The sequence below is a fragment of the Pseudomonas sp. Pmew2 genome, from assembly GCF_058129885.1.
The window spans coordinates 4,714,556-4,734,631 of record NZ_CM176702.1 but is presented as its reverse complement, the minus strand read 5'-3'; the positions used below and the strand labels follow the sequence as shown (position 1 = coordinate 4,734,631).

17 protein-coding genes and 2 pseudogenes are annotated in these 20,076 nt (G+C 56.5%); 11 read left to right on the top strand and 8 right to left on the bottom strand.

The features are described from left to right. Positions 1–244: 244 nt before the first annotated feature. The 7 genes and pseudogenes from AC4ANK_RS21835 to AC4ANK_RS21805 all read right to left on the bottom strand — a co-directional run. A complete protein-coding gene (locus tag AC4ANK_RS21835) occupies positions 245–565 on the bottom strand; it encodes a hypothetical protein (RefSeq protein WP_031599091.1) in 321 nt (106 codons plus the stop codon). Between the two features lie 2 nt (positions 566–567). After that, positions 568–2,142 carry a P-type conjugative transfer protein TrbL gene (gene trbL, locus AC4ANK_RS21830; protein WP_460384500.1) on the bottom strand — a complete coding sequence of 525 codons (1,575 nt, stop codon included), beginning with the start codon at positions 2,140–2,142 and terminating at the stop codon, positions 568–570. 2 nt (positions 2,143–2,144) lie between these two features. Continuing rightward, complete coding sequence (locus AC4ANK_RS21825) at positions 2,145–2,333, bottom strand: hypothetical protein (protein ID WP_057442669.1); 189 nt, start codon at positions 2,331–2,333, stop codon at positions 2,145–2,147. A gap of 2 nt (positions 2,334–2,335) precedes the next feature. Beyond that, complete coding sequence (trbJ, locus tag AC4ANK_RS21820; protein ID WP_081029271.1) at positions 2,336–3,130, bottom strand: P-type conjugative transfer protein TrbJ; 795 nt, start codon at positions 3,128–3,130, stop codon at positions 2,336–2,338. A gap of 293 nt (positions 3,131–3,423) precedes the next feature. Next, positions 3,424–4,227, bottom strand: coding sequence for an IS21-like element ISPsy20 family helper ATPase IstB (istB, locus tag AC4ANK_RS21815; RefSeq protein WP_031598096.1), 804 nt, complete (start codon positions 4,225–4,227; stop codon positions 3,424–3,426). Then, a complete protein-coding gene (gene istA, locus AC4ANK_RS21810; protein WP_122302115.1) occupies positions 4,220–5,719 on the bottom strand; it encodes an IS21-like element ISPsy20 family transposase in 1,500 nt (499 codons plus the stop codon). The genes istB and istA overlap by 8 nt, the downstream gene beginning before the upstream one ends. Before the next feature lie 113 nt (positions 5,720–5,832). Beyond that, positions 5,833–6,792, bottom strand: a pseudogene (locus tag AC4ANK_RS21805) (sigma 54-interacting transcriptional regulator); the annotation flags it as partial. Between the two features lie 129 nt (positions 6,793–6,921). Here AC4ANK_RS21805 and hmpA point away from each other — a divergent pair. The 11 genes and pseudogenes from hmpA (at position 6,922) to tadA (ending at position 18,502) form a co-directional block, all read left to right on the top strand. Continuing rightward, positions 6,922–8,109 carry an NO-inducible flavohemoprotein gene (hmpA, locus tag AC4ANK_RS21800; protein ID WP_057425446.1) on the top strand — a complete coding sequence of 396 codons (1,188 nt, stop codon included), beginning with the start codon at positions 6,922–6,924 and terminating at the stop codon, positions 8,107–8,109. 152 nt (positions 8,110–8,261) lie between these two features. Then, positions 8,262–8,501: pseudogene (locus AC4ANK_RS21795) on the top strand (YbfB/YjiJ family MFS transporter); the annotation flags it as partial. 29 nt (positions 8,502–8,530) lie between these two features. Beyond that, complete coding sequence (locus AC4ANK_RS21790; protein WP_044424202.1) at positions 8,531–9,511, top strand: IS5 family transposase; 981 nt, start codon at positions 8,531–8,533, stop codon at positions 9,509–9,511. A 68-nt stretch (positions 9,512–9,579) separates the two neighbouring features. Next, on the top strand, positions 9,580–10,617 hold the full coding sequence (locus AC4ANK_RS21785) for a YbfB/YjiJ family MFS transporter (RefSeq protein WP_460414672.1): 1,038 nt from the start codon (positions 9,580–9,582) through the stop codon (positions 10,615–10,617). Positions 10,618–10,621: 4 nt separating this feature from the next. Next, complete coding sequence (locus AC4ANK_RS21780) at positions 10,622–11,680, top strand: NAD(P)H-dependent flavin oxidoreductase (protein ID WP_002552503.1); 1,059 nt, start codon at positions 10,622–10,624, stop codon at positions 11,678–11,680. Between the two features lie 93 nt (positions 11,681–11,773). Further along, positions 11,774–12,109, top strand: a complete 336-nt coding sequence (locus tag AC4ANK_RS21775; RefSeq protein ID WP_235805484.1) for a tautomerase family protein — start codon at positions 11,774–11,776, stop codon at positions 12,107–12,109. Positions 12,110–12,361: 252 nt separating this feature from the next. After that, positions 12,362–12,607 (top strand): hypothetical protein, encoded by a 246-nt coding sequence (locus AC4ANK_RS21770; protein WP_044323872.1) that lies wholly within the window; start codon positions 12,362–12,364, stop codon positions 12,605–12,607. A 135-nt stretch (positions 12,608–12,742) separates the two neighbouring features. After that, the gene (locus tag AC4ANK_RS21765; RefSeq protein ID WP_460384506.1) at positions 12,743–14,314 is read left to right on the top strand and encodes a phage tail sheath family protein; all 1,572 of its coding nucleotides are present in this window, start codon (positions 12,743–12,745) and stop codon (positions 14,312–14,314) included. A gap of 144 nt (positions 14,315–14,458) precedes the next feature. Next, complete coding sequence (locus tag AC4ANK_RS21760; protein WP_002552505.1) at positions 14,459–16,441, top strand: tetratricopeptide repeat protein; 1,983 nt, start codon at positions 14,459–14,461, stop codon at positions 16,439–16,441. A gap of 178 nt (positions 16,442–16,619) precedes the next feature. Then, the gene (locus tag AC4ANK_RS21755; RefSeq protein WP_002552506.1) at positions 16,620–17,993 is read left to right on the top strand and encodes a multicopper oxidase family protein; all 1,374 of its coding nucleotides are present in this window, start codon (positions 16,620–16,622) and stop codon (positions 17,991–17,993) included. After that, positions 17,993–18,502: a tRNA adenosine(34) deaminase TadA gene (tadA, locus tag AC4ANK_RS21750; protein ID WP_002552507.1), complete on the top strand. Its 510-nt coding sequence runs from the start codon at positions 17,993–17,995 to the stop codon at positions 18,500–18,502. The genes AC4ANK_RS21755 and tadA overlap by 1 nt, the downstream gene beginning before the upstream one ends. Here tadA and mltF read toward each other — a convergent pair. Then, complete coding sequence (gene mltF, locus AC4ANK_RS21745) at positions 18,499–19,989, bottom strand: membrane-bound lytic murein transglycosylase MltF (RefSeq protein WP_002552508.1); 1,491 nt, start codon at positions 19,987–19,989, stop codon at positions 18,499–18,501. The two genes, tadA and mltF, sit on opposite strands and share 4 nt — an antisense overlap. Positions 19,990–20,076: the final 87 nt, after the last annotated feature.

The following is a 20,076-nucleotide window of genomic DNA, read 5'->3' as shown; positions in this document are numbered from 1 at the left end:
GTACCTTTAGCCAAACGCTGTGAGGTTATGCAGAGGGTCGATTTCTGCTGGTTGCGTGACTGAGACAGGTCCGTGCGTATTACTGATGGCGGATCCCTCCGCGCCATTACTGCTCTTCGTCCGCATTGATGGTTGAAGGTGGTAAACGATCCGTTCAGAAATGGGCATAAGATAAGAGCGTAACTTCGGAAAACAAAACCCCGCGCTCGGGCGGGGTTGTTATTGATAGCTCAGCAATCGGCAATCAGCGACTGCCGCGACGCTCTCGTTTCTGCGCTTCCTGAGCCGCTTGGATGGCCATCAACACTTGCCGGTTCAGAACGGCGCTACTCTTACTGCCCAGCAGAGGCAAACGATTCATGGTCTGCATCCCCGCAAACATACGGTAGGAAGCCGACAAGGCAAGCGGGCTTACTCGAAGCTGCAAGGCCGTATATTGATGATCCAGCCTATCGAGCTGCGGCCCATAGCCCTTGCTACGCAGCCACCTGCCGAGCGCCCACATGCCGACTGCGAACGTCGAAGCTAATACTACGAATCCAGCGAATATCAGAACGTCCATCATGGTTATTTCTCCGATTGATCGTTGTTCGAGGTCGCGCCCGGCACCTTGAGTGAGGCGAGGCGTCCAGGAGTAGAGTTAGTTTCCGAGGCCGGACGGATGACGTTAGGCTCTGCTTGTGAAGCTTCTGCGGCCGATTCTGCTTCATTGGCTGGAGTGGTCGAGTAGGTATCGTCGGGAAAGGGTTGCGGAGATCCTGCACCAAGAGACAAGGCGTGCGCATTTTCCATACCTGGCACTGCTATCGAGGCCATCACGCCGAGCATTTTTGCGCCACCGTCGGCCGCTTGGGAAAGCGCGCTGCCGGAGCTGACAACTCCCCCTTTGGGTGTTGTCTGCTGGTCTTTGTCGTCGTTGCCCTGCGCGGTCTTTCCGGCCTGCTGTACGCCGCTGCTTGGAGAGGACGGCGCGGCCGACGCCTGCCCGGGAGAATTGGTGGAGCTGCCGCCGACCTTCGCGCCTGCGGAACTGGCACCCTTGGCCGCTGCGCCGCCGGTGCTGGCACCCACGCCGGAGGACGCCGCTGAGCCCATAGACGACGCGGCACCACCTGCGGAGCTGGCACCGGCAAAGCTGGAGTTAATCGCCCCCGCCAGACCGCCGCCGCCGAGTCCACCGACACCCGCCGCCCCGGCGCCGGCTGCGCTACCAGTGCCGGCAGCACCGAGGGCAGCAGCAGGAGCCGCCGCCCCGGCAGCACCGGCCACAGCCATCCCACCAATGGCCGAGCCGCCGCCCATTGACGTCCCGCTAATCATGCCACCGATCAGGTCAGGAATTGTCTTCGTGAGGTAACAGCACACCAAGGCCAAACCAACCATCGTCATCAATGATGCTTCATCATTGGTATAGGCGGCCAACCATTGTTTTGCCGACTGTACGATCAGGCTGACAATCAGGGTCAGTACAAATAGCTTGGCGCCAATCGCAACGGTGAAGCGCATCGGCGCAATTGCAAAGTCCCGCGTCCATTGCGAACCGCCAAAGCCGAAGAACAACACGGAAGCATTGATGATGACGTAAGACTCTACCAGCGTGACAAACATGAATGCAGCGATGAAGGCGAAACATGCCAACACAAGGATTGCGCACACAGCGATGAGAAGTCCCTTGGCTGGAGAAAACACTGAAATGCCTTCCACCATGGTGCGGCCAAAATCCAGCGCAACTGCCAGCATATCGCCGGGCTCTAACGCGCGCCCGAGGCCGCTCGCCGATGCCGCCGCATCACGGAAGCTATCGACAATGGCCGTCGACCATTCCACCGAGTACTTCATGACTGCAAGGAAGAAACCGATCACCAGCACGAAGCGCAGCAGCTCGCCGACAATCTCGCCGAAATCGGCTTGTTTCATGACCAGAGGCATGAACGTCCAGATGAACTGGATCGAGGCCAGCAGCCAGAACAGTCTGATGGCATAGTCATACAGCTTCCCTGACCACTGGTGCGACTGTTGCAAAACGAGGTCGAGTAGGCCCTGAATTGATGTATCGGCATGGGAAAGGTCGGTCGCGGCCACAGCATCTTTGCCCACGAACGCACCAGCCAAGGCGAGGAACAACAATAGACGACGATCCATAGCTAGTACTCCTTCACGCCGCCGCGAGTGTTCGGGCGCGCCTCAAATGAAGCATCAGCGCCACGCTGTTGACGTTGTTGCTCAGCCTCGGCAGTACATTCGCTGTTGCTTTGAACCACCACGGTGACCATGGAACCAGCTAGTGCAGACCCGGCGCACATCAACGCGGTGAGCCATTTCGAAATAGTCATTCTCAGTACTCCTTCACGCCGCCGCGTGTGTTTTTCCGCGCTTCAAACTGCTGTTCAGCCGCTTCGCTAGCGGCCTTCCGGTCGCCTTGCTGGGCCATGTAGTTGCCCTGCATGTTGATTTGGGTGGCCATCAGATCGCGCAGTTTTTGCAGTTGCTGCACGTTCTGGGAGGCGATTTCGTTGCCCGCCTGTATAGCTTGCATGCGACCTGCGGCTGACTGCGAACGGGCCACCATGCGATCAAGCTGGATGTCTTCAGACTCGAACTTGCTGGTATTGAGGTTTGCCGCCTCGAGTGCCGTCTTTACGTTGTTGCTGCCTTGTTCCGACCACTTCTGATAGCGCTCATGAGCTGGTACTTCTGCTGAGTTCGCGGCTTGATTTAGGTAGGACTGAAAGCCGGGGAAAGCGGTGTTGAACTGAGAGTCCATATTCTGGATCTGGCGGCCTAGGGACTGCGAACGGGTGTAAAGGTTGGCCACGTTTTTAAGATCGACCGCGATGCTGCCAAACATGGTGCTTGGCAAGCCCGTGCCTTGGGTGACCATATTCTGATACTGCTGAATCTGCGTCTGAAGCTGCTCTGCAGTGTTCAGCGCCGTGTTGACTGCCTCGGCGTACTCAAACATCTGTTGATAGAACGTCGAGCAGTTTGAGCAGTAGATGGCATATGCGGGGGGTGGTGCCAGGTAGAGACCCACACTAAGGCTTGTGCTTTTCATAGCTAAAACAAGGGCAGTACGTATTCTCGATTTTCGAGCCGATAAAATCGGCGATTTCAGTAATTCCGTATTCATGCCGAACACCTCGTTTTGTCATGGTTCGAGGTCTGATTATTGGCTGATATGGTGTAGTTTGGAACATGCGGATAAGTATCTATCCGCATAGAAATCAATGACTTGCAGGCGCTGGCTGGGTGAGATCGACACTGTTGGCGCTGATTGAAAACTGACCCACCCTGCCGATTGAAAATTGACCCAGGACGGATTGCTGATTTTTGCCCCAGCAATTGTGGATAAGCTTAGCAGCAGTGTTCCGATTGAAGACGCATCAAGCCCCACCGCATGCAGCAGGGCATTTATGGTGCGGATCAAAATGGCTCATCGTCCTCGATATCATTTCCGTCCTTTCGCTTTCGTTCGCGTGTTTTGATCTTTGTCTGGGCAGCCAATGTGCTGTGTTGTAGGCGGTAGGACTCGTTGCCCGTTTCGACGATGTGGCAGTGGTGTGTCAGCCGATCCAGCAACGCGGTGGTCATCTTGGCGTCGCCAAACACACTCGACCATTCCGAGAAGCTCAGGTTGGTGGTGATGACCACGCTGGTGTGTTCGTACAGTTTGGACAGCAGGTGAAATAACAGGGCGCCACCGCTTTGGCTGAAGGGCAAATATCCGAGTTCATCCAGTATCACCAGGTCTGTGCGCAGCAGTGCCTGGGCGATTCGCCCTGCCTTGCCATCGTACTTCTCACGCTCCAGCAGATTCACCAGATCCACCGTGGAAAAGAAGCGCACGCGTTTGTTGTAGGCCGTGATTCCGGATACAGCCAAGGCACTGGCCAGGTGTGTTTTCCCGGTGCCAGGGCCGCCGATGAACACGACATTCTGCGCGGTTTCAGTGAACGCCAAGCTGGATAGATCGCTGACCAGCCGGGCATCAGCGCTGGAAGCGCTGAAGTCAAAGCCAGCTAAGTCACGGTGCATGGGGAGTTTTGCCATGTTCATCTGATGATTCACCGAGCGCACCGCGCGATCCGCATGTTCCTGCTGAAGCAGATGTTCCAGCAGCCATTTCGATGAAGCCGTCGACGCTGTTCCTTGAGAGACCAGTTCTTCCCAAGCACTGGCCATGCCGTGCAGGCGCAGTTCTTTGAGTTCAGTCATTAGGTCACGCATTGCGATTCTCCTCATCGGTCGTACGGAGCCGGTCGTAGCGTGCTGTATTGGCAACCGGCGCCACTTTGAGTTGCAGGCTGGTTTCTACACAGGGAGGTGGTGCGGTGGAGGTCAGGCGGGCAACGACATTGAGGATGTGATCGGCGCTCAGACTTCCCGATTCAAGTACCAGCTCCACCGCCACCAGCACTGGTTCGAGACCGGCGATGGGCACAGCAGCCAGTACCTGCATCATGATTCGATCACCGTTGGTGTGACGCCTCAGTCCGCGTTTAAGAAGCTGTAACGGTTTTGGCAGATCAGCAAATGGAGCGCCATTGCGCAGTGCACCAGGCTTGCGTTCGATGAGTGGGATGTAGTGCTGCCAGTCAAAACCGATCTGATCTCGATCAAAGAGGCGCTCGTGACTGGCGATCACCGTTTCGTCGGCAATGACCACGATTCGCGAAGGGTACAAACGGCTGCTGACCCATTGACCCACACGCTCGCAAGGCACCGAATAACGATTGCGCGCCACGCTGATCAGGCAGGTGCTAGAGACACGGACGGTGCGTTCCACGTAGCCATCAAAGGCCGTCGGCATTGGCATCATTTCAGCCTGCTCCAGCTCCAGGACTTCTGCCACCGTCAAACCGTTGTACTGCGGATGTACAAGTTCAGCCCAGAGCGTACGACAGCGTTGGCCGAGCCAGACGTTCAGCTCCTCGAAGGTATGGAACATGCAATTTTGAGCATCGAGCCAGATTCGCCTCCGGCTGTCTTGCACGTTCTTTTCGACGATGCCTTTCTCCCAGCCAGAGGCCACGTTGCAGAAGTCCGGATCGAACAGATAGTGCGCGCACATCACGGAAAACCGGGCATTGACCGTGCGGCCTTTGCCTTTGTTAACCTTGTCGACAGCCGTTTTCATGTTGTCGTAGATGCCGCGACGTGGCACGCCACCCAACGCTCCAAACGAACGTGTATGGGCATCAAACAGCATCTCGTGGCCTTGACTGGGGTACGCAACCAACCAGAACGCGCGACTTGCGCACAGCTTCATATGGGAGACCTGGATACGTCGAAACAGGCCACCGATCAGCAGGCCTTCTTCGCTCCAGTCAAACTGAAAGGCCTCACCGAGGGCAAAAGTCAGCGGTACAAAAGCGCGTACAGACTTGCCTTGCTCGCACCGCCAAGAGCGGACAAACGCCGTGAGCTGGCTGTAACCGCCGTCATAACCCTCGGCCTTGATCTGCTCAAAAAGTGCCTTGGCGCTCCTACGGTTGTGTTTTGGCCGGAACGAATCAGCCTTGAGCGCCTGCTCTAAGGTCTCGTGAAAAGGGTTGAGCTTATTGAAGGATGCGCACCGTTGGTACGCTGGTTGATTGGCTTCGGGCGCTCTGACCCATTTTCGGATGGTGTTTCTCGACAGCCCGGTACGCTTGGCTATCTGATGCAGCGAGAGCTTGTCGCGGAAGTACATCCGCCGGATTTTTCCCAACATTTCCATGCTGATCACCCTGTGTTCTCCTGCTCAAAAAGTGAGCAGAAGCAGTTGAACACCTGGGTCAGTTTTCAGTCGGCAGAACAGCCTCTACTGGGTCAGTTTTCGGTCAGCGGCAACAGCTGGCCGCCCTGAAGTACGCGAAGCAGGGTGGCTTGCACGGCCAACGGAAGCTCGCCGATCTCATCCAGGAACAGCGTGCCGGTGCTGGCCACTTCAAATTTACCCAGCCGATTTTCGATGGCCCCCGAAAAGGCGCCTTTGACGTGCCCGAAAAGCTCGCTTTCGACCAGGTGCTCAGGAAGCGCGGCGCAATTGACCGTGATGAACGGTTTGTCCGCTCGCGCCGAGAGATCGTGTAGCCGCTGGGCAACCAGTTCTTTACCTACTCCGGTTTCGCCGGTAATCAACACCGTGAGGTCGCTTGAAGCGACCAGATCGATTTCAGAGATGAGTTGCCTGAAACTGTCGCTGTTGCCGATCATTTCAGGCTTGGGCCTGCGTGCAGAGAGTCGGTAGGCTTCTGCCCGTTTCCGTTCTCCGGCAACGGTGCGCAACAGATCATCGAATTGGGAGGCCGCCACGACGGTCGCCGCCGCGAACACGGCAAAGGTCTCGACGGTTTGCAGATCCTGCTCAGTGAACTGCCCAACGGTCAGGGCGTCCAGGGTCAGAACCCCCCAGGTTTTGTCATTGATCCGCAATGAGCAACCCATGCAGTCGTGCACGGGCAAGGCGCTTGAACCGATCAGTCCGTCATAGGGGTCCGGGAGATCACAGTTTGAGGGGAACAGCACGGCCCCCTTGGCTTCAATGATCGCGTTCAGTCGAGGATGGTTGGCGACACGGTAGCGTCGGGCCATTGCGTCACTGGCCAAGCCGTGCGCTGCGACAGGAATAAGTTCGCCCCGCTCCAGGCGCAATAATGCCAGAGCATCCGAGGGGACAAGCTCTCGCAACGCATCCAGCACGCGGTAATAACGGTGTTCGGCAGACAGCTCTACGGCTAAATCACCCAAGAGAGGAAGGAGGGCGTGCAACGCCTTCAACTGATGAGTCGAAATGACATCTTTTTTCACGGATCAGGTCTTAATAACACAGTCATAAAGACTCTATATGCCTTCGAATTGCTGTTTTACAAGGCTTTTATGCCTGGCACGGCGGTTGCTCTAGCCAAGGGGATAGATGCTTACCTTCTGGAGCCCACCATGCTGACCTCAGCCCAGCGCGACATCATCAAAGCAACTGTGCCTCTGCTAGAAACCGGAGGGGAAGCGCTGATCACGTATTTTTATAAACTCATGCTCGACATGCACCCTGAAGTGCGTCCGTTGTTTAATCAGGCGAATCAAGCTAACGGGTCGCAGCCCCGTGCGCTTGCCAATGGCGTGCTGATGTACGCGAGGAACATCGACAGGCTCGAAAACCTGGGCGGGCCGGCGAGCCAGATAATCAACAAGCATGTGGCACTGCAGATACTTCCCCAGCATTACCCTATAGTCGGCGCCTGCCTTTTGCAGGCTATCCGCGAGGTACTGGGCGCAGAAACCGCAACAGATGAAGTCATCGCAGCGTGGGCCGCAGCCTATCAACAGCTCGCAGACATCCTCATTGCCGGTGAGCGGAGTGCCTACGACGCCATCGCTGCTGCACCGGGCGGCTGGCGGGGTGCGCGTCCGTTCACCGTCCAGAGAAAGGTGGCCGAAAGCGCTGAAATTACGTCGTTTTATCTTGCGCCTACTGATCATCAGCCCGTTATCAAGCACAAGGCCGGACAGTACATCGGCGTGCGGCTCATGATCGATGGCCAAGAGGTGCGACGTAACTACTCGTTGAGTGAGCAGGCTGACGGTGTTTTATACCGAATCAGCGTCAAGCGTGAGCAGGGCGGGCTCGCGTCTACTTATCTGCACGATCATGTGGAAGAGGGAAGCACGCTCGATGTGTTCCCTCCTTCCGGGAATTTCACACTTAGCGACCATACCAGGCCACTACTACTTATCAGCGGCGGCGTCGGTATCACGCCAACGCTGGCAATGGCCGAGCAAGCGCTGGAGTCCGGCGAACGACCAGTCACCTTCATTCACTATGCGCGTAATGGTCAGGCGCATGCGTTCTCAGTCCTCTTGCGAGACTGGCAACAACGCTATCCGCTGTTCAAGGCGCATGTCGTTTACGCGGAGCGGGCCGATCATGAGGTCTACACGCCGGACGCCATTGGCTTTCCCTCAATCACTCACCTTGAAAAATGGCTGCCTGCCGACCGCGATGTCGACGCTTATTTTCTGGGCCCCACACCCTTCATGGCATTCATGAAACGGGCCTTGAAGGATCTGGGAGTGCCAGAGAATCAGGCCCGGTATGAGTTTTTCGGCCCGGCGCAAGCCTTGGCGTGAAGTTGAAAGGCAAACATCTGACCAGGCAACAGAGCTGTTGACGCACGGTGCTTCAAGCCAAGTGCAATCGCACATACCTCCAGATCAGCGGCTAAAACATCCGTATTTGTTTTAGCCGATTTGGCTGGAAAGCAATAGTTGAGATCAAAGTGATGCACAACCAGCCGTTACCGGCACAAAATAATCAAGGTCAAAGCTTGCTATGGTCTGCTATCGCTGCGGCCATGGTGATGGCCATTGGCATGGGCTTTGGACGTTTTGCCTATACCGGTGTCTACCCTGCGATGGTTCACGAGGGCATAGTGAGCCTGCATGACGGGACATTGGCTGCATCAGCCAATTATGCCGGATACCTGTTAGGGAATCTCCGAACAAGTCCCGGTTATGCGAAAATCGCCTGACCACCTGATCCGAGCCTCCCATGAGCCAGATGAGCTTTTCCGATTTCGAATATGCCAGCAAGCGCAAGCAGACACGCCGCGAACGCTTCCTCGCCGAGATGGATCAGGTCGTCCCCTGGACAGGTCTGCTGGGCCTGATCGAACCGTTCTACCCCAAGGCCGGCGGTGGCAGAAAACCTTATCCGCTGGAAACCATGCTGCGCATTCACCTGCTGCAGAACTGGTTCTCCCTGAGTGATCCGGCCATGGAAGAAGCGCTCTACGAAATCACCCCCATGCGCCAGTTTGCACGCCTGACGTTGAGTGCGCCGATACCGGAAGACACCACGATCATGAACTTCCGGCACCTGCTGGAGAAACATCAACTGGCTCCTGCAATCCTCGCGGTCATCAACGGTTATTTGCAGGAAAAAGGCCTGTCGCTGCGCCAGGGCACCATCGTCGATGCCACCATTATTCATGCCCCAAGCTCGACCAAGAACAAAGACGGCGAGCGTGATCCCGAGATGCATCAGACAAAGAAGGGTAACCAGTATTTCTTCGGTATGAAGGCCCACATCGGCGCTGACGTTGAGTCTGGACTGGTTCATCACGTCCATGGCACTGCGGCCAATGTGGCCGATGTCACTCAAGTCGCCGAACTGCTCCACGGGGAAGAAAACGCGGTCTATGCGGACGCTGGCTACACCGGTGTCGAGAAGCGTGAAGAGCACGAAAATCGTAACGTGATCTGGCAAATCGCGGCGCGGCGCAGCACGTATTCCAAGCTGAACAAACGCAGCCTGTTGTACAAAGCCAAGCGCAAGATCGAGTACTGCAAAGCGCAGACACGCGCCAAGGTCGAGCATCCGTTTCGGGTCATCAAGCGCCAGTTTGGTTACGTGAAAGTACGCTTTCGTGGGCTGATGAAAAACACGGCCCAACTGACCACGCTGTTCGCCCTGTCGAACCTGTGGATGGCTCGAAAGCGACTAATGGGTTTGGGTGAGTTGCGCGCTTAACACGGAAAACCGAGCGAAAAACGCGCTCGACTCACACTGCATCAGACCGTTTTCAGAAAAATAGCGCTATGTGCCTGGCAAATTACGGCTTGCCACCGCTGCGCGGCAAGTTGATCGGAGCATCCTTAGGCGCTTTACTGGCTGCGCGCTTATCAAGCGGTCATTCACGCAAGTGGGTAATCGTGTCTATCCTCGCCAGCGTGGTAGGTCTGATTGCGCTGGCCTATATCGCACAGCCTTGGTTGATTATCAGCATTCGAGGCGTGGCAGGGCTGTTCAGTGCGCTGTCCATGATCGCTGTATCGCAGTGGTTATTGCAGCACAAGGGGCATCATGAGGGGGCCCCCATACTCTTTTCAGGAGTGGGCATAGGAATCTTCCTTTCAGCAGAAATACTGGCTATTGCTCAAGGCGTCGGATTCAACAGTTTCAACCTGTGGCTTACGCTGGGCGTGAGCAGCGCCGTACTAAGCGGCATTGCCATAAAGAAGCTGGATAAAAGCCCCACCCATTTGATGGCCCCTTCAGTGAGTGATGCTTCTGGGCGTCATATGCCATTAGGAGCATGGCCTTTGATTGCGGTCTATGGTTTGGCGGGTTTTGGCTACATTATCACGGCGACGTACCTTCCCATGCTGGTAAAAAGTGCCTTTGAAGATATGAACCCTGTTCACATCTGGGCTGTTTTCGGTCTTGGAGCCGCACCTTCCTGTTACCTCTGGCACAAACTTCACTTGAGATTTGGCACTCACGTTGCGCTCCGTGCAAACCTCCTGCTTCAAGCGTTCGGTGTCATTCTGCCTGTCATATCACCTAGCGTGGCGGGATACGTGGGCAGTGCGTTAATTGTCGGCGGAACATTCATGGGTACCGTAACCATAGCGATGCCCGCCGCAAAACGAGTGTCACACACGATTAAGCACAATCTTATCGCTGTCATGACTGCAGCCTACGGCATAGGTCAAATCATTGGCCCCTTATTAGCGAGCTACCTGTTCGCATACAGCGGCTCGTTCAACACTTCGCTGATCGCTGCGGGCGTTGGCCTGGTGCTCTCAACACTGCTGACCGTTCGATTTCCTTCACCGCTCCAGACAGATAGGTAGTTACATGAACAATACTGATTTCTGGACCAACATAGGGGTCCGGCTACCCATTATTCAGGCGCCGATGGTTGGCGTTTCAACTCCAACTCTTGCCGCCGAAGTTAGTAACGCAGGAGCCCTTGGATCAATCGGCCTTGGCGCTAGCACCCCGGACCAGGCACGAGCCCTTATAAGACGGACGCGCGAGCTAACTGACCAACCGTTCAACGTGAACATGTTCTGCCACAGCCCCGCTCGTTTTAACCAAGCGCAGAACGATGCCTGGCTGGCCTATAGTGCAAAATGGTTCGCCGAGTTCGATGCAGCGCCTCCTCAGGAAATACGCGAGATTTATACAAGCTTCCTGAGTGACCGGGCGATGCTTGAAGTGCTATTAGCCGAGCGGCCCGCTGTAGTCAGCTTTCACTTCGGCACACCCGAATCAGCATGGGTAGCTGAGCTGCGAGAGACGGGCATCGTTACACTGGGTTGTGCCACCACGCTCAAGGAAGCACAAATGCTTCAGAAGACAGGTGTAGACGCCATTGTCGCGCAAGGCTATGAGGCAGGAGGGCACCGTGGCGTATTCGACGATGCGCCTGATCAGGACCACGAGCTTGGGTTGTTCCCATTGACTCGCATGCTGACAACACACATAGGCTTACCGGTGATCGCAGCCGGTGGGATCATGGACGGCGCAGGCATTAAAGCGGCATTGGCACTGGGGGCCATAGGTGTACAAATGGGAACCGCCTTTATCCTGTGCCCCGAGTCCTCAGCTTCGCCCGAGCATCGCGCAGCGCTTGTCTGCGCAAGAGCCCATGAAACTCGAGTAACCAGCTATGTATCCGGCCGTCCTGCCCGTGGCTTGGCGAATCGTCTGTACCTGGAAAGCAGCGAACAAAAAATCCCTGTCCCAGCCGAATATCCGTTGGCTTATGACGTGGCCAAAGCACTGCATGCCGCCGCTGTTCTCAAAGGCTGTCATGATTTTGCCGCTCAATGGGCCGGGCAAGGGGCGCCGCTTGCACGCGCGCTACCTGCAGCAGAATTGATCAAAACCCTGGTGGAAGAGATGCGTTGAGCGTCTACATCCACACTCATCCTGTAGAGAGACAATCAATGCCATTGCTGAAAATTGATGTATATAGAAGGCCGCTCGGACCAAGAAATCGAGATGCTGCTGGACACTATCCATGAAGCCATGGTGAACGCATTCCAAGTCCCTGAGCGTGACCGTTACCAAGTGTTGAATGAACACAAAGCGAATCGACTGATCATTCAGGATACTGGTCTTGGGTTTACCCGGTCTGACAAAATGGTTGTCATCACCGTCATTAGCAGACCGCGTGCAGCAGAAATGAAAAAGCGGTTTTATGCCCTTATAGCAGAAGGGTTAGAGCGCAACTGCGGCATCGAAGCAGAGGACGTCATGGTTTCGATAGTCATAAACAGTGACGAAGACTGGAGTTTCGGTCTGGGGCGCGCTCAATTTCTAACAGGCGAGCTATAACAGTAATTCCGCAGACTAACCTCTGCGGAGTTTGTCAGTGCTTATGAGCTCGTCCGCAGACGGTCGGGCTCACAGGGCAGGCATTACTCACGACGGTGACGCCGGGCATGGTACAGAGGCGGGTAACTGGAAAGACTTTGTCGAGAAGGGCTACTCAGCCTTGAAGGGCGATCATCGTCTGGATAAGACCAGTGATTCACATGTTCGAGCGATGGTTCAAACAAGAATAATGTTCAGGCGTTTGCAGGGGAGTTGGGTAAAAAACTCTGGCATTTGCCTGGCATCAGTAATGTGCTGGTCGCAGTAGATAAGTCGAAAGTCGTATTGGCGGGTGCGGTGAAAGCCGGTGCAGGTGCTGCGATCGAGACCAGCATTGCGGCTGCTGAGGGCGCGCGAACGATAAAGCTCGCCACGAGCCTTTCAAAATCACATTCAGGTGTTGCTTTGTCCGTATTTTGCGGGCAAAACGATAACATCCAGGCACACGCGAACTCGTAAAAACAGGCAAACTTCACTTCAGGGTTCTGGCGTACGGTTGCGGGATCTCTCAGCAGGACAACCTGCTGAGCGTATTTCAGTAAAAGGCCTGCCGACACCGAGGCCGTTAACTCTAAACTCCATCAAGGACGAGCAATGGCTTCCAACTATCCTACGCCAGGTGTATACATCAATGAAGTTAACGGCTTTGCCAACTCGGTGGTGCCAATAGCCACTGCAGTGCCTGCTTTTATCGGCTACACACCGAGAGCGGATTACCAGGGCGAGTCGTATTACAACAAGCCTCAGAAGATCTCTTCGTTCATGGAGTTCCAGGCCTTTTTCATGCTGGACAACCTGCCGCCGCCTGCTGATCCTGCCAGGCAGTACAGTCCGGAGTATTACCTGGTTCAACAGAAGGAGCTGCCGACATCCGGCGAATACCTGACGCTGAACAATCAGTATTATTCCATCCTTCCAGACCCGAGTACGATCTACTACCTCTACAACAGCGTGCGCCTCTTCTATCAGAATGGCGGTGGTGATGCTTACATCGTGGCGGTCGGTCCCTATGGCCCGCCCAGCAAAAAACCTGCGACCGACCCGGCTGCTCCGGTAATCAATCCCAACGTCCAGCTGGCTGATCTGCAGCGCGGGCTGGCCCTGCTCAAGAATGAGCTGGAGCCGACAATGTATATCTGCCCCGAGGCAACGCTGTTGTCTGTGGCCGACAATGGCACATTGATGCAGGGTATGTTGTTGCAGGCACAGGAAATGGGCACTGCGATGTGCATATTCGACGTCATTGGCGGTGCCAACCCCGACCCTATCCTTTATACCCAGGACATCCAGACCTTCCGCGACAGCACAGGCAACACCGGGCTCGAGTACGGCGCCAGCTACTACCCGTTTATCGGCACCACGATCATGCAGCAGCCGGACATCGACTTCACCAATCTGTTTGGCGGCGATACGACTCAACTGGCTCCTTTGCTGAATCCGCCATCGGCACCCAATGCTGCGGTCGCCGCCCTGCTTGAGATGATCCAGAAGCCACCAGCCGACCCGATGACAAACAGTCAGTTGCAGGCCGCGCTGCTTGTCGCCAGTCCGCAGATTGTCACGCACGTGTTGTCGAGCGCCAACACGTTGCCTCCAAGCGGCGCCATCGCGGGAGTCTATACCGTCAACGACAATAACAACGGGGTGTGGGGTGCACCTGCAAACGTCAGCATCGTCGGGGTCGCCAGCCTGCCTATTTGCTTGTCGGACTCGCAACAGGAGCCGCTCAACATCGATGCCGTTTCCGGAAAATCGGTTAACGCCATTCGTTTTTTCAACGGCCAGGGCATTTTGATCTGGGGGGCTCGCACGTTGGATGGCAACAGCCAGGACTGGCGTTACGTATCCGTGCGCAGGACCATGACCTTCCTTGAACAGTCGGTCAAGCTGGCCGCACGCCAATACATCTTTAGCCCGAATACGTCCGACACCTGGTTGGCGGTTAAAAGCATGATCACCAGTTTCCTGATGGGGGTCTGGAGGTCAGGTGGTTTGCAGGGCTCGTCGCCTGCGGATGCCTTTCAGGTCAACGTCGGGCTGGGCAGTACCATGACGGCCGATGATGTGCTCAATGGCTACTTGCGCGTTTCCGTTCTTGTGGCGACCGTCAGACCTGCTGAATTTCTGGTCATCATGTTCCAGCAAGAGCAGGCGAAGTCTGCCTGACAGGAGCACTCAGCAACGCTCGGCTTTATTTACTGACGATTGAGTGCCTGGAGCAAAAAGCACGGATGCCAACAATCCTTGCTTGAAGATTTCCGCAACTCATCGTGTTCTGCCCACTCACCCGAAACCGTGGCGACTCTATCTATGTTCAAACGCATTCTGTCCGCTCTCAGTGGCAAAAAGTCTCCAGCGCCTGCGGAGACTCGCGTTAGGCACTCTGATGCAGCAGCGCCGGAGTTAAATGAGGGCGAGTTGATCACCGTTTATGACAGCCACGGACGCGAGATAAAGATCACGCGCAACGAGTGGCGCGACAAGGTGTTTCTGCCCAACCTGCAACAGCAGTGGGGCAGTGCGGATGAACTCTACAGCCTGATTGTCTCGGGTTTGAGCGACGGGTTTGCGGCTGATCTGCTTCCTGCGGCCAAGCGCTTGGTAGAAATCGACGATAACCCTGAGCGCAGTTATGTTGTTCACGCAATCGTGCTGATGCACAACGCTCAGCTTGATGCTGCTGCAGCCACCCTGCGGGCCGGGATGGCGAAAGTCGGCGTGTCGGGAATCATTCTGACCAATCTGGCCAAGGTGTTTGCCGTGCGTGGTGAGCAATCAGTTGCAGAGGCAACGCTATGGCAGGCGGTTGAAGCCGACCCGAATCAAGAGAATGGTGTGATGTGGTGGCTGAGCATCCAGCAGGAGCGGGGCGGCGAGGCGGCCTATCTCGCTGCTCTTCACACAGTAGCGGCGTTGCCGGGCAGTTGGCGTGCGCAGCTGTGGATGGCGCGGCATTACCTGCAACAGCAGAACGTCGAGCAGGCGCGCGTGCTGTATGAAGAAGTGTTGGCAGGTGGCCAGTTCGACCGAAGCGCGCTGCAGATGATCTCGGGGGATCTGGGCAACAATGGCCACATCCCGCTGATCGTCGAGCTTGTCGGGCCTGCTTATGATGAGCACAAACATGATTCGACGGCAGGTCTCAACTTGCTGCGTGCCTATCAGGAGCTGGGCAGGGTGGATGAAGGCGAGGCGTTGCTTACTCGCTTGTATGCACTCGGCTTTGCACCAATCAAAAGTCACCTTGACCAGTTTGCGCACGCTTTCGAGGACGTGCGCAGGCAGGAAGACAAAGGCGTTCCGATTGATCCTGCCAGCGTGACGATCAATACCGTGGCGCTTACCAAGCCGGTCTGGCACTACGGTTTGCGCAATGCTGACTGGCTCTTCGCGCAAAAACCGGAAGGTGCGCCAGAAATTGGTTTCTTCGCCTTGTCCAAAATCATGGAGAAAGCAGAACCTGCCGAATCGCAGCGCGAGGATGATATCGGGCGCTATACGCGTGCCATCCCTCTTTACATGGCTGAGTCGGTTCACTACTGGAATGACTATGCAGCCAATTGTTATGTCCAGGTCGCGGAGGGTGCGGGGCCGGTTGTATCGGGGGTTGAAGTCGACGGCAACACATTGTTCGATATCGTCCCGCCAACGACGAAGTATTTCGTCACGGGCGAGGTGGGTTGTTCGGGTGAGGGCGATCAGGCCCAGTGGCGGATTTCACTGAGCCTGTGGAACTGCACGAGCCGCGCCCGGCAAACCGTTGAAAACGGTAGTGCAGGCAAAGCGGAACTTGGCGGGCTGGTACTTGATCTTCAACAGCGCTTGCTGGGCGGTATCGGGCTCACGCGTGAGCAACCACTGGATGTGTTTTACCGGCAGCCCACCGCTGAGGTCTTGCCGGTGTATCTGACCCAGTTGGGCCAATCATTCATGCTGACGTTGCTTGCGAACGACCATTTACCCAAGTCGTCGATGTGGGGCGAACGCGCGATGCTCGAATGGCCCCTGAATATGGCGCTCCAGTGGCCTGAGATAGAAACCGCAAAACTGATGTACCTCTCCGGGTTGGGAAAGGCTTTCGATTACAAGTCGGAAACAGTGGCCGAGCACAAGCAACGAAGCCTGCAAGTGCTGAGCGAACTGGAACGGGCGAACAGCCCGGCATCGCGCCTCGCACCGCTGATATGGAAAGGGTTTGGCATGCAGGCAGAGTTGCAGGGTCACCGCGCCAATGTACCGCCTGATGCAGAGCCGGCATATATCGAATGGCTGGAGCGGGTTAGTCAGTCGTAGCGGGGTTAATTGATGCAAAAAGCCGGAGTGGGCGTCACTGCCTTGCCCGGCTTTTTTACGCCTCAACTTCAGTTCGTGGTATCCACCCTTATCTTTACGCAAATGCAGGTGTATCGTATTCGCCCCTCGCATTTGCTCGCAGATGCGCTCAGTCGTCGTTTTCGAGGTCCCGCCGTTCATGTCCTTTACCCGTCGTCAGATCCTCACAGGCATCGCCGGTCTTGCTGTAGTCGGCCTTGGCGCGGGTGGTGCTTCGCGTTACTGGATGGGGCGTCGTGAGTCGCAAGCGGGTTCGGACTTCGTGCTGATCGCTGCACCGCTGGATATAGAACTGGTCTCTGGCCACAAGACACCTGCCTGGGCGTTTGGCGGTTCTGCGCCGGGCACCGAATTGCGGGTGCGGCAGGGCGAGTGGTTGCGCTTGCGCTTCATCAACCAGCTGCCGGTCGAGACGACCATTCACTGGCATGGCATCCGCTTGCCGCTGGAGATGGACGGCGTGCCATACGTTTCTCAGTTGCCAGTGAAGCCGGGCGAATATTTCGATTACAAATTCCGTGTGCCGGATGCCGGTAGCTATTGGTATCACCCGCACGTCAGCAGCAGTGAAGAGCTGGGCCGCGGGTTGGTCGGGCCGCTGATCGTTGAAGAGCGCGAGCCCACCGGTTTCGCCCATGAGCGCACGGTCAGCCTGAAAAGCTGGCATGTGGATGAAGTTGGCGCGTTTACCGAGTTCAGCGTGCTGCGTGAGGCGGCACGTGAAGGTACGGCGGGGCGGCTTTCGACATTGAATGGTGTTCCGCAGGCGGTCATTGAATTGCCTGCTGGGCAGATTACCCGTGTGCGCTTGCTCAACCTCGACAATACCGTGACCTACCGCCTCAACCTGCCGGACGCCGAGGCGCAGATTTATGCGCTGGATGGCAACCCGGTCACGCCGCGGCTGTTTGGCGACGAGTACTGGCTGGGGCCGGGCATGCGCATCTGTCTGGCAATCAAGGCACCGCCTGTGGGTGAGGAAATTTCATTGCGTAACGGCCCGGTGCGTTTGGGGACATTTCGGTCAGTCGCCAATAACGAAGCGCCCGGTCAATGGCCACCTGAGCTGCCGGCCAATCCGGTGGCCGAGCCGGATATGGATAACGCCGAGAAGATCAATTTCAACTTCGAATGGGTGGGCTCAATGTCGGTCAACATCGACAACGGCAAGCCGCCCAGCTTGTGGCAGATCAACGGCGAAGCGTGGGACATTACCGACAAGACTTGCGCCGACCGGCCTATCGCCAAATTGAAGTTGGGCAAGAGCTACATCTTTGAATTGAAGAACATGACTCAGTATCAACACCCGATTCACTTGCACGGCATGAGTTTCAAGGTGATCGCGTCCAATCGGCGCAAGATCATCCCGTACTTTACCGACACGTTCTTGCTGGGCCGCAACGAGCGGGCGCGGGTCGCGCTGGTGGCGGATAACCCCGGTGTGTGGATGTTCCACTGCCATGTGATCGATCACATGGAAACTGGTCTCATGGCCGCCATCGAGGTGTCGTGATGCGTCAGCCGCAAATCATCGACCGCAGCAAGGATCAGGACTTCATGCGCGAGGCACTGGCGCTCGCCGCGCAAGGCGCATTGCTGGGCGAAGTGCCAGTCGGTGCAGTCGTGGTGCAGAACGGCGAGATCATTGGTCGTGGTTACAATTGCCCGATCAGCGCAAGCGACCCCAGTGCGCATGCCGAAATGGTCGCTATTCGTGATGCCGCCAGGGCGCTGGACAATTATCGGCTGTCAGGCAGTACGCTTTACGTGACGCTGGAACCATGCAGCATGTGCGCCGGGTTGATCGTGCATTCGCGGGTGGCGCGCGTGGTTTACGGCGCGCTTGAGCCCAAGGCAGGCATCGTTCAAAGCCAGGGGCAGTTTTTCAGTCAGGGCTTTCTCAATCACCGCGTGCTGTTTGAGGGCGGGGTATTGGGCGAGGAATGCGGGGCAATGCTGAGCGAGTTTTTCAGAATGCGCCGGGCGGCCAAGGATGCAGACAAAAACCAGGGCGGCGTTTAGAGCGCAGGCTTGTCCGGGCTGCTGCCTGAAGCAGGTGCAGGCGGCGCAGGCGGTTGGGTCTTGTCGACGCCGGGAACATGCAGGTTGCCATCGGCGACCTGGCTGCCCTCAAGCTGAGGCTGCGTGACCCAGGTCAGAATGTCGTAATAGCGACGAATGTTGGCAACGAAATGTACCGGCTCGCCGCCTCGGGCGTAGCCGTAACGTGTCTTGCTGTACCACTTCTTCTGCGCCAGACGCGGCAGCATTTTTTTCACGTCCAGCCATTTATCAGGATTCAGCCCCTCGTTCTGGGCCAATTTGCGCGCATCTTCGAGGTGACCGCTGCCAATGTTGTAGGACGCGAGAGCTAGCCAAGTGCGATCTGGCTCTTTAATCGAGTCGTCCAGCTGATCCTTTACATAGGCAAAATACTTTGCCCCGCCCTGAATGCTCTGTCTCGCGTCGAGCCTGTTGGTCACGCCCATCGCCTGAGCGGTGTTCTGGGTCAGCATCATCAGGCCGCGCACACCGGTTTTCGAGGTAACGGCCGGTTGCCACATTGATTCCTGATAGCCGATGGCGGCCAGCAATCTCCAGTCGACCTGTTCTTTCTTGGCCGATGTCTGAAAGTGTTTCTCGTATTTGGGCAGGCGTTCCTGCAAATGCTGGGCAAAGGTATAGGCGCCAACGTAGCCAAGTACATCGACGTGGCCGTAGTAACGGTCTTTCAGACGTTGCAGCGTGCCATTCTTCTCGACCTTGTCGAGGTAAGCGTTGATTTCGTTGAGCAGGCTGTTGTCTTCGCCCGGTGCAACCACCCAGCGTTGTTCGCGGGCTTCGCCCAGGTCGAAGGCTACACGCACGTTGGGAAAGTACACCTGGTTCATCGCCAGCTCGTTGGAGTCGACCAGCGTCAGGTCAATCTGGCCTTCATCGACCATACGCAGGAGATCGACGACCTCGACCGCGTCCGACTCTTCATATTCAAGGCCGGGATTCTGCGCCTTGAGTGCCGCAAGCTGCTCGGCATGCGCGCTACCTTTCAGGACCACGATACGTTTACCCACCAGGTCGCCCGGGTCGGTGGGACGCGACTGGCCGTTGCGGTAGACAACCTGAGGGGTCACTTCCAGATAAGAGTGCGAGAAACGCGCCTGTTGCTTGCGCTTTGGCGTCTCGATCAGGCCCGCAGCACCCAGGACCGGACCGCCCGGTTTGTTCATCTGGTCGAACAGATCGTCCAGATTGTCGGCCGTTTCGATCTTCAGTTCGACGCCCAGATCGTCGGCGAAACGCTTGACCAGCTCGTATTCGAAGCCGGTTTCGCCGTTGCGATCCTGAAAATAAGTCGCCGGGCTGTTACGGGTGATCACCCGCAGCACGCCGTCCTCCTTGACTCGCTCCAGTGTGGTGGGTTTCTCCACACAGGCGCCGAGCATCAGGAAGAGTCCGGTTGCGATGAGCCACTTGGCGCAACGTGGGCGGAAATCTGGTCTGAAGAACATCGGTGCAGTATACGCAAAGCGCACCGGGCGCCATATCTCGACAGTGAAGCCTGCGTCTGATAGGCGAGGGGGTTTTACAGGCATTTT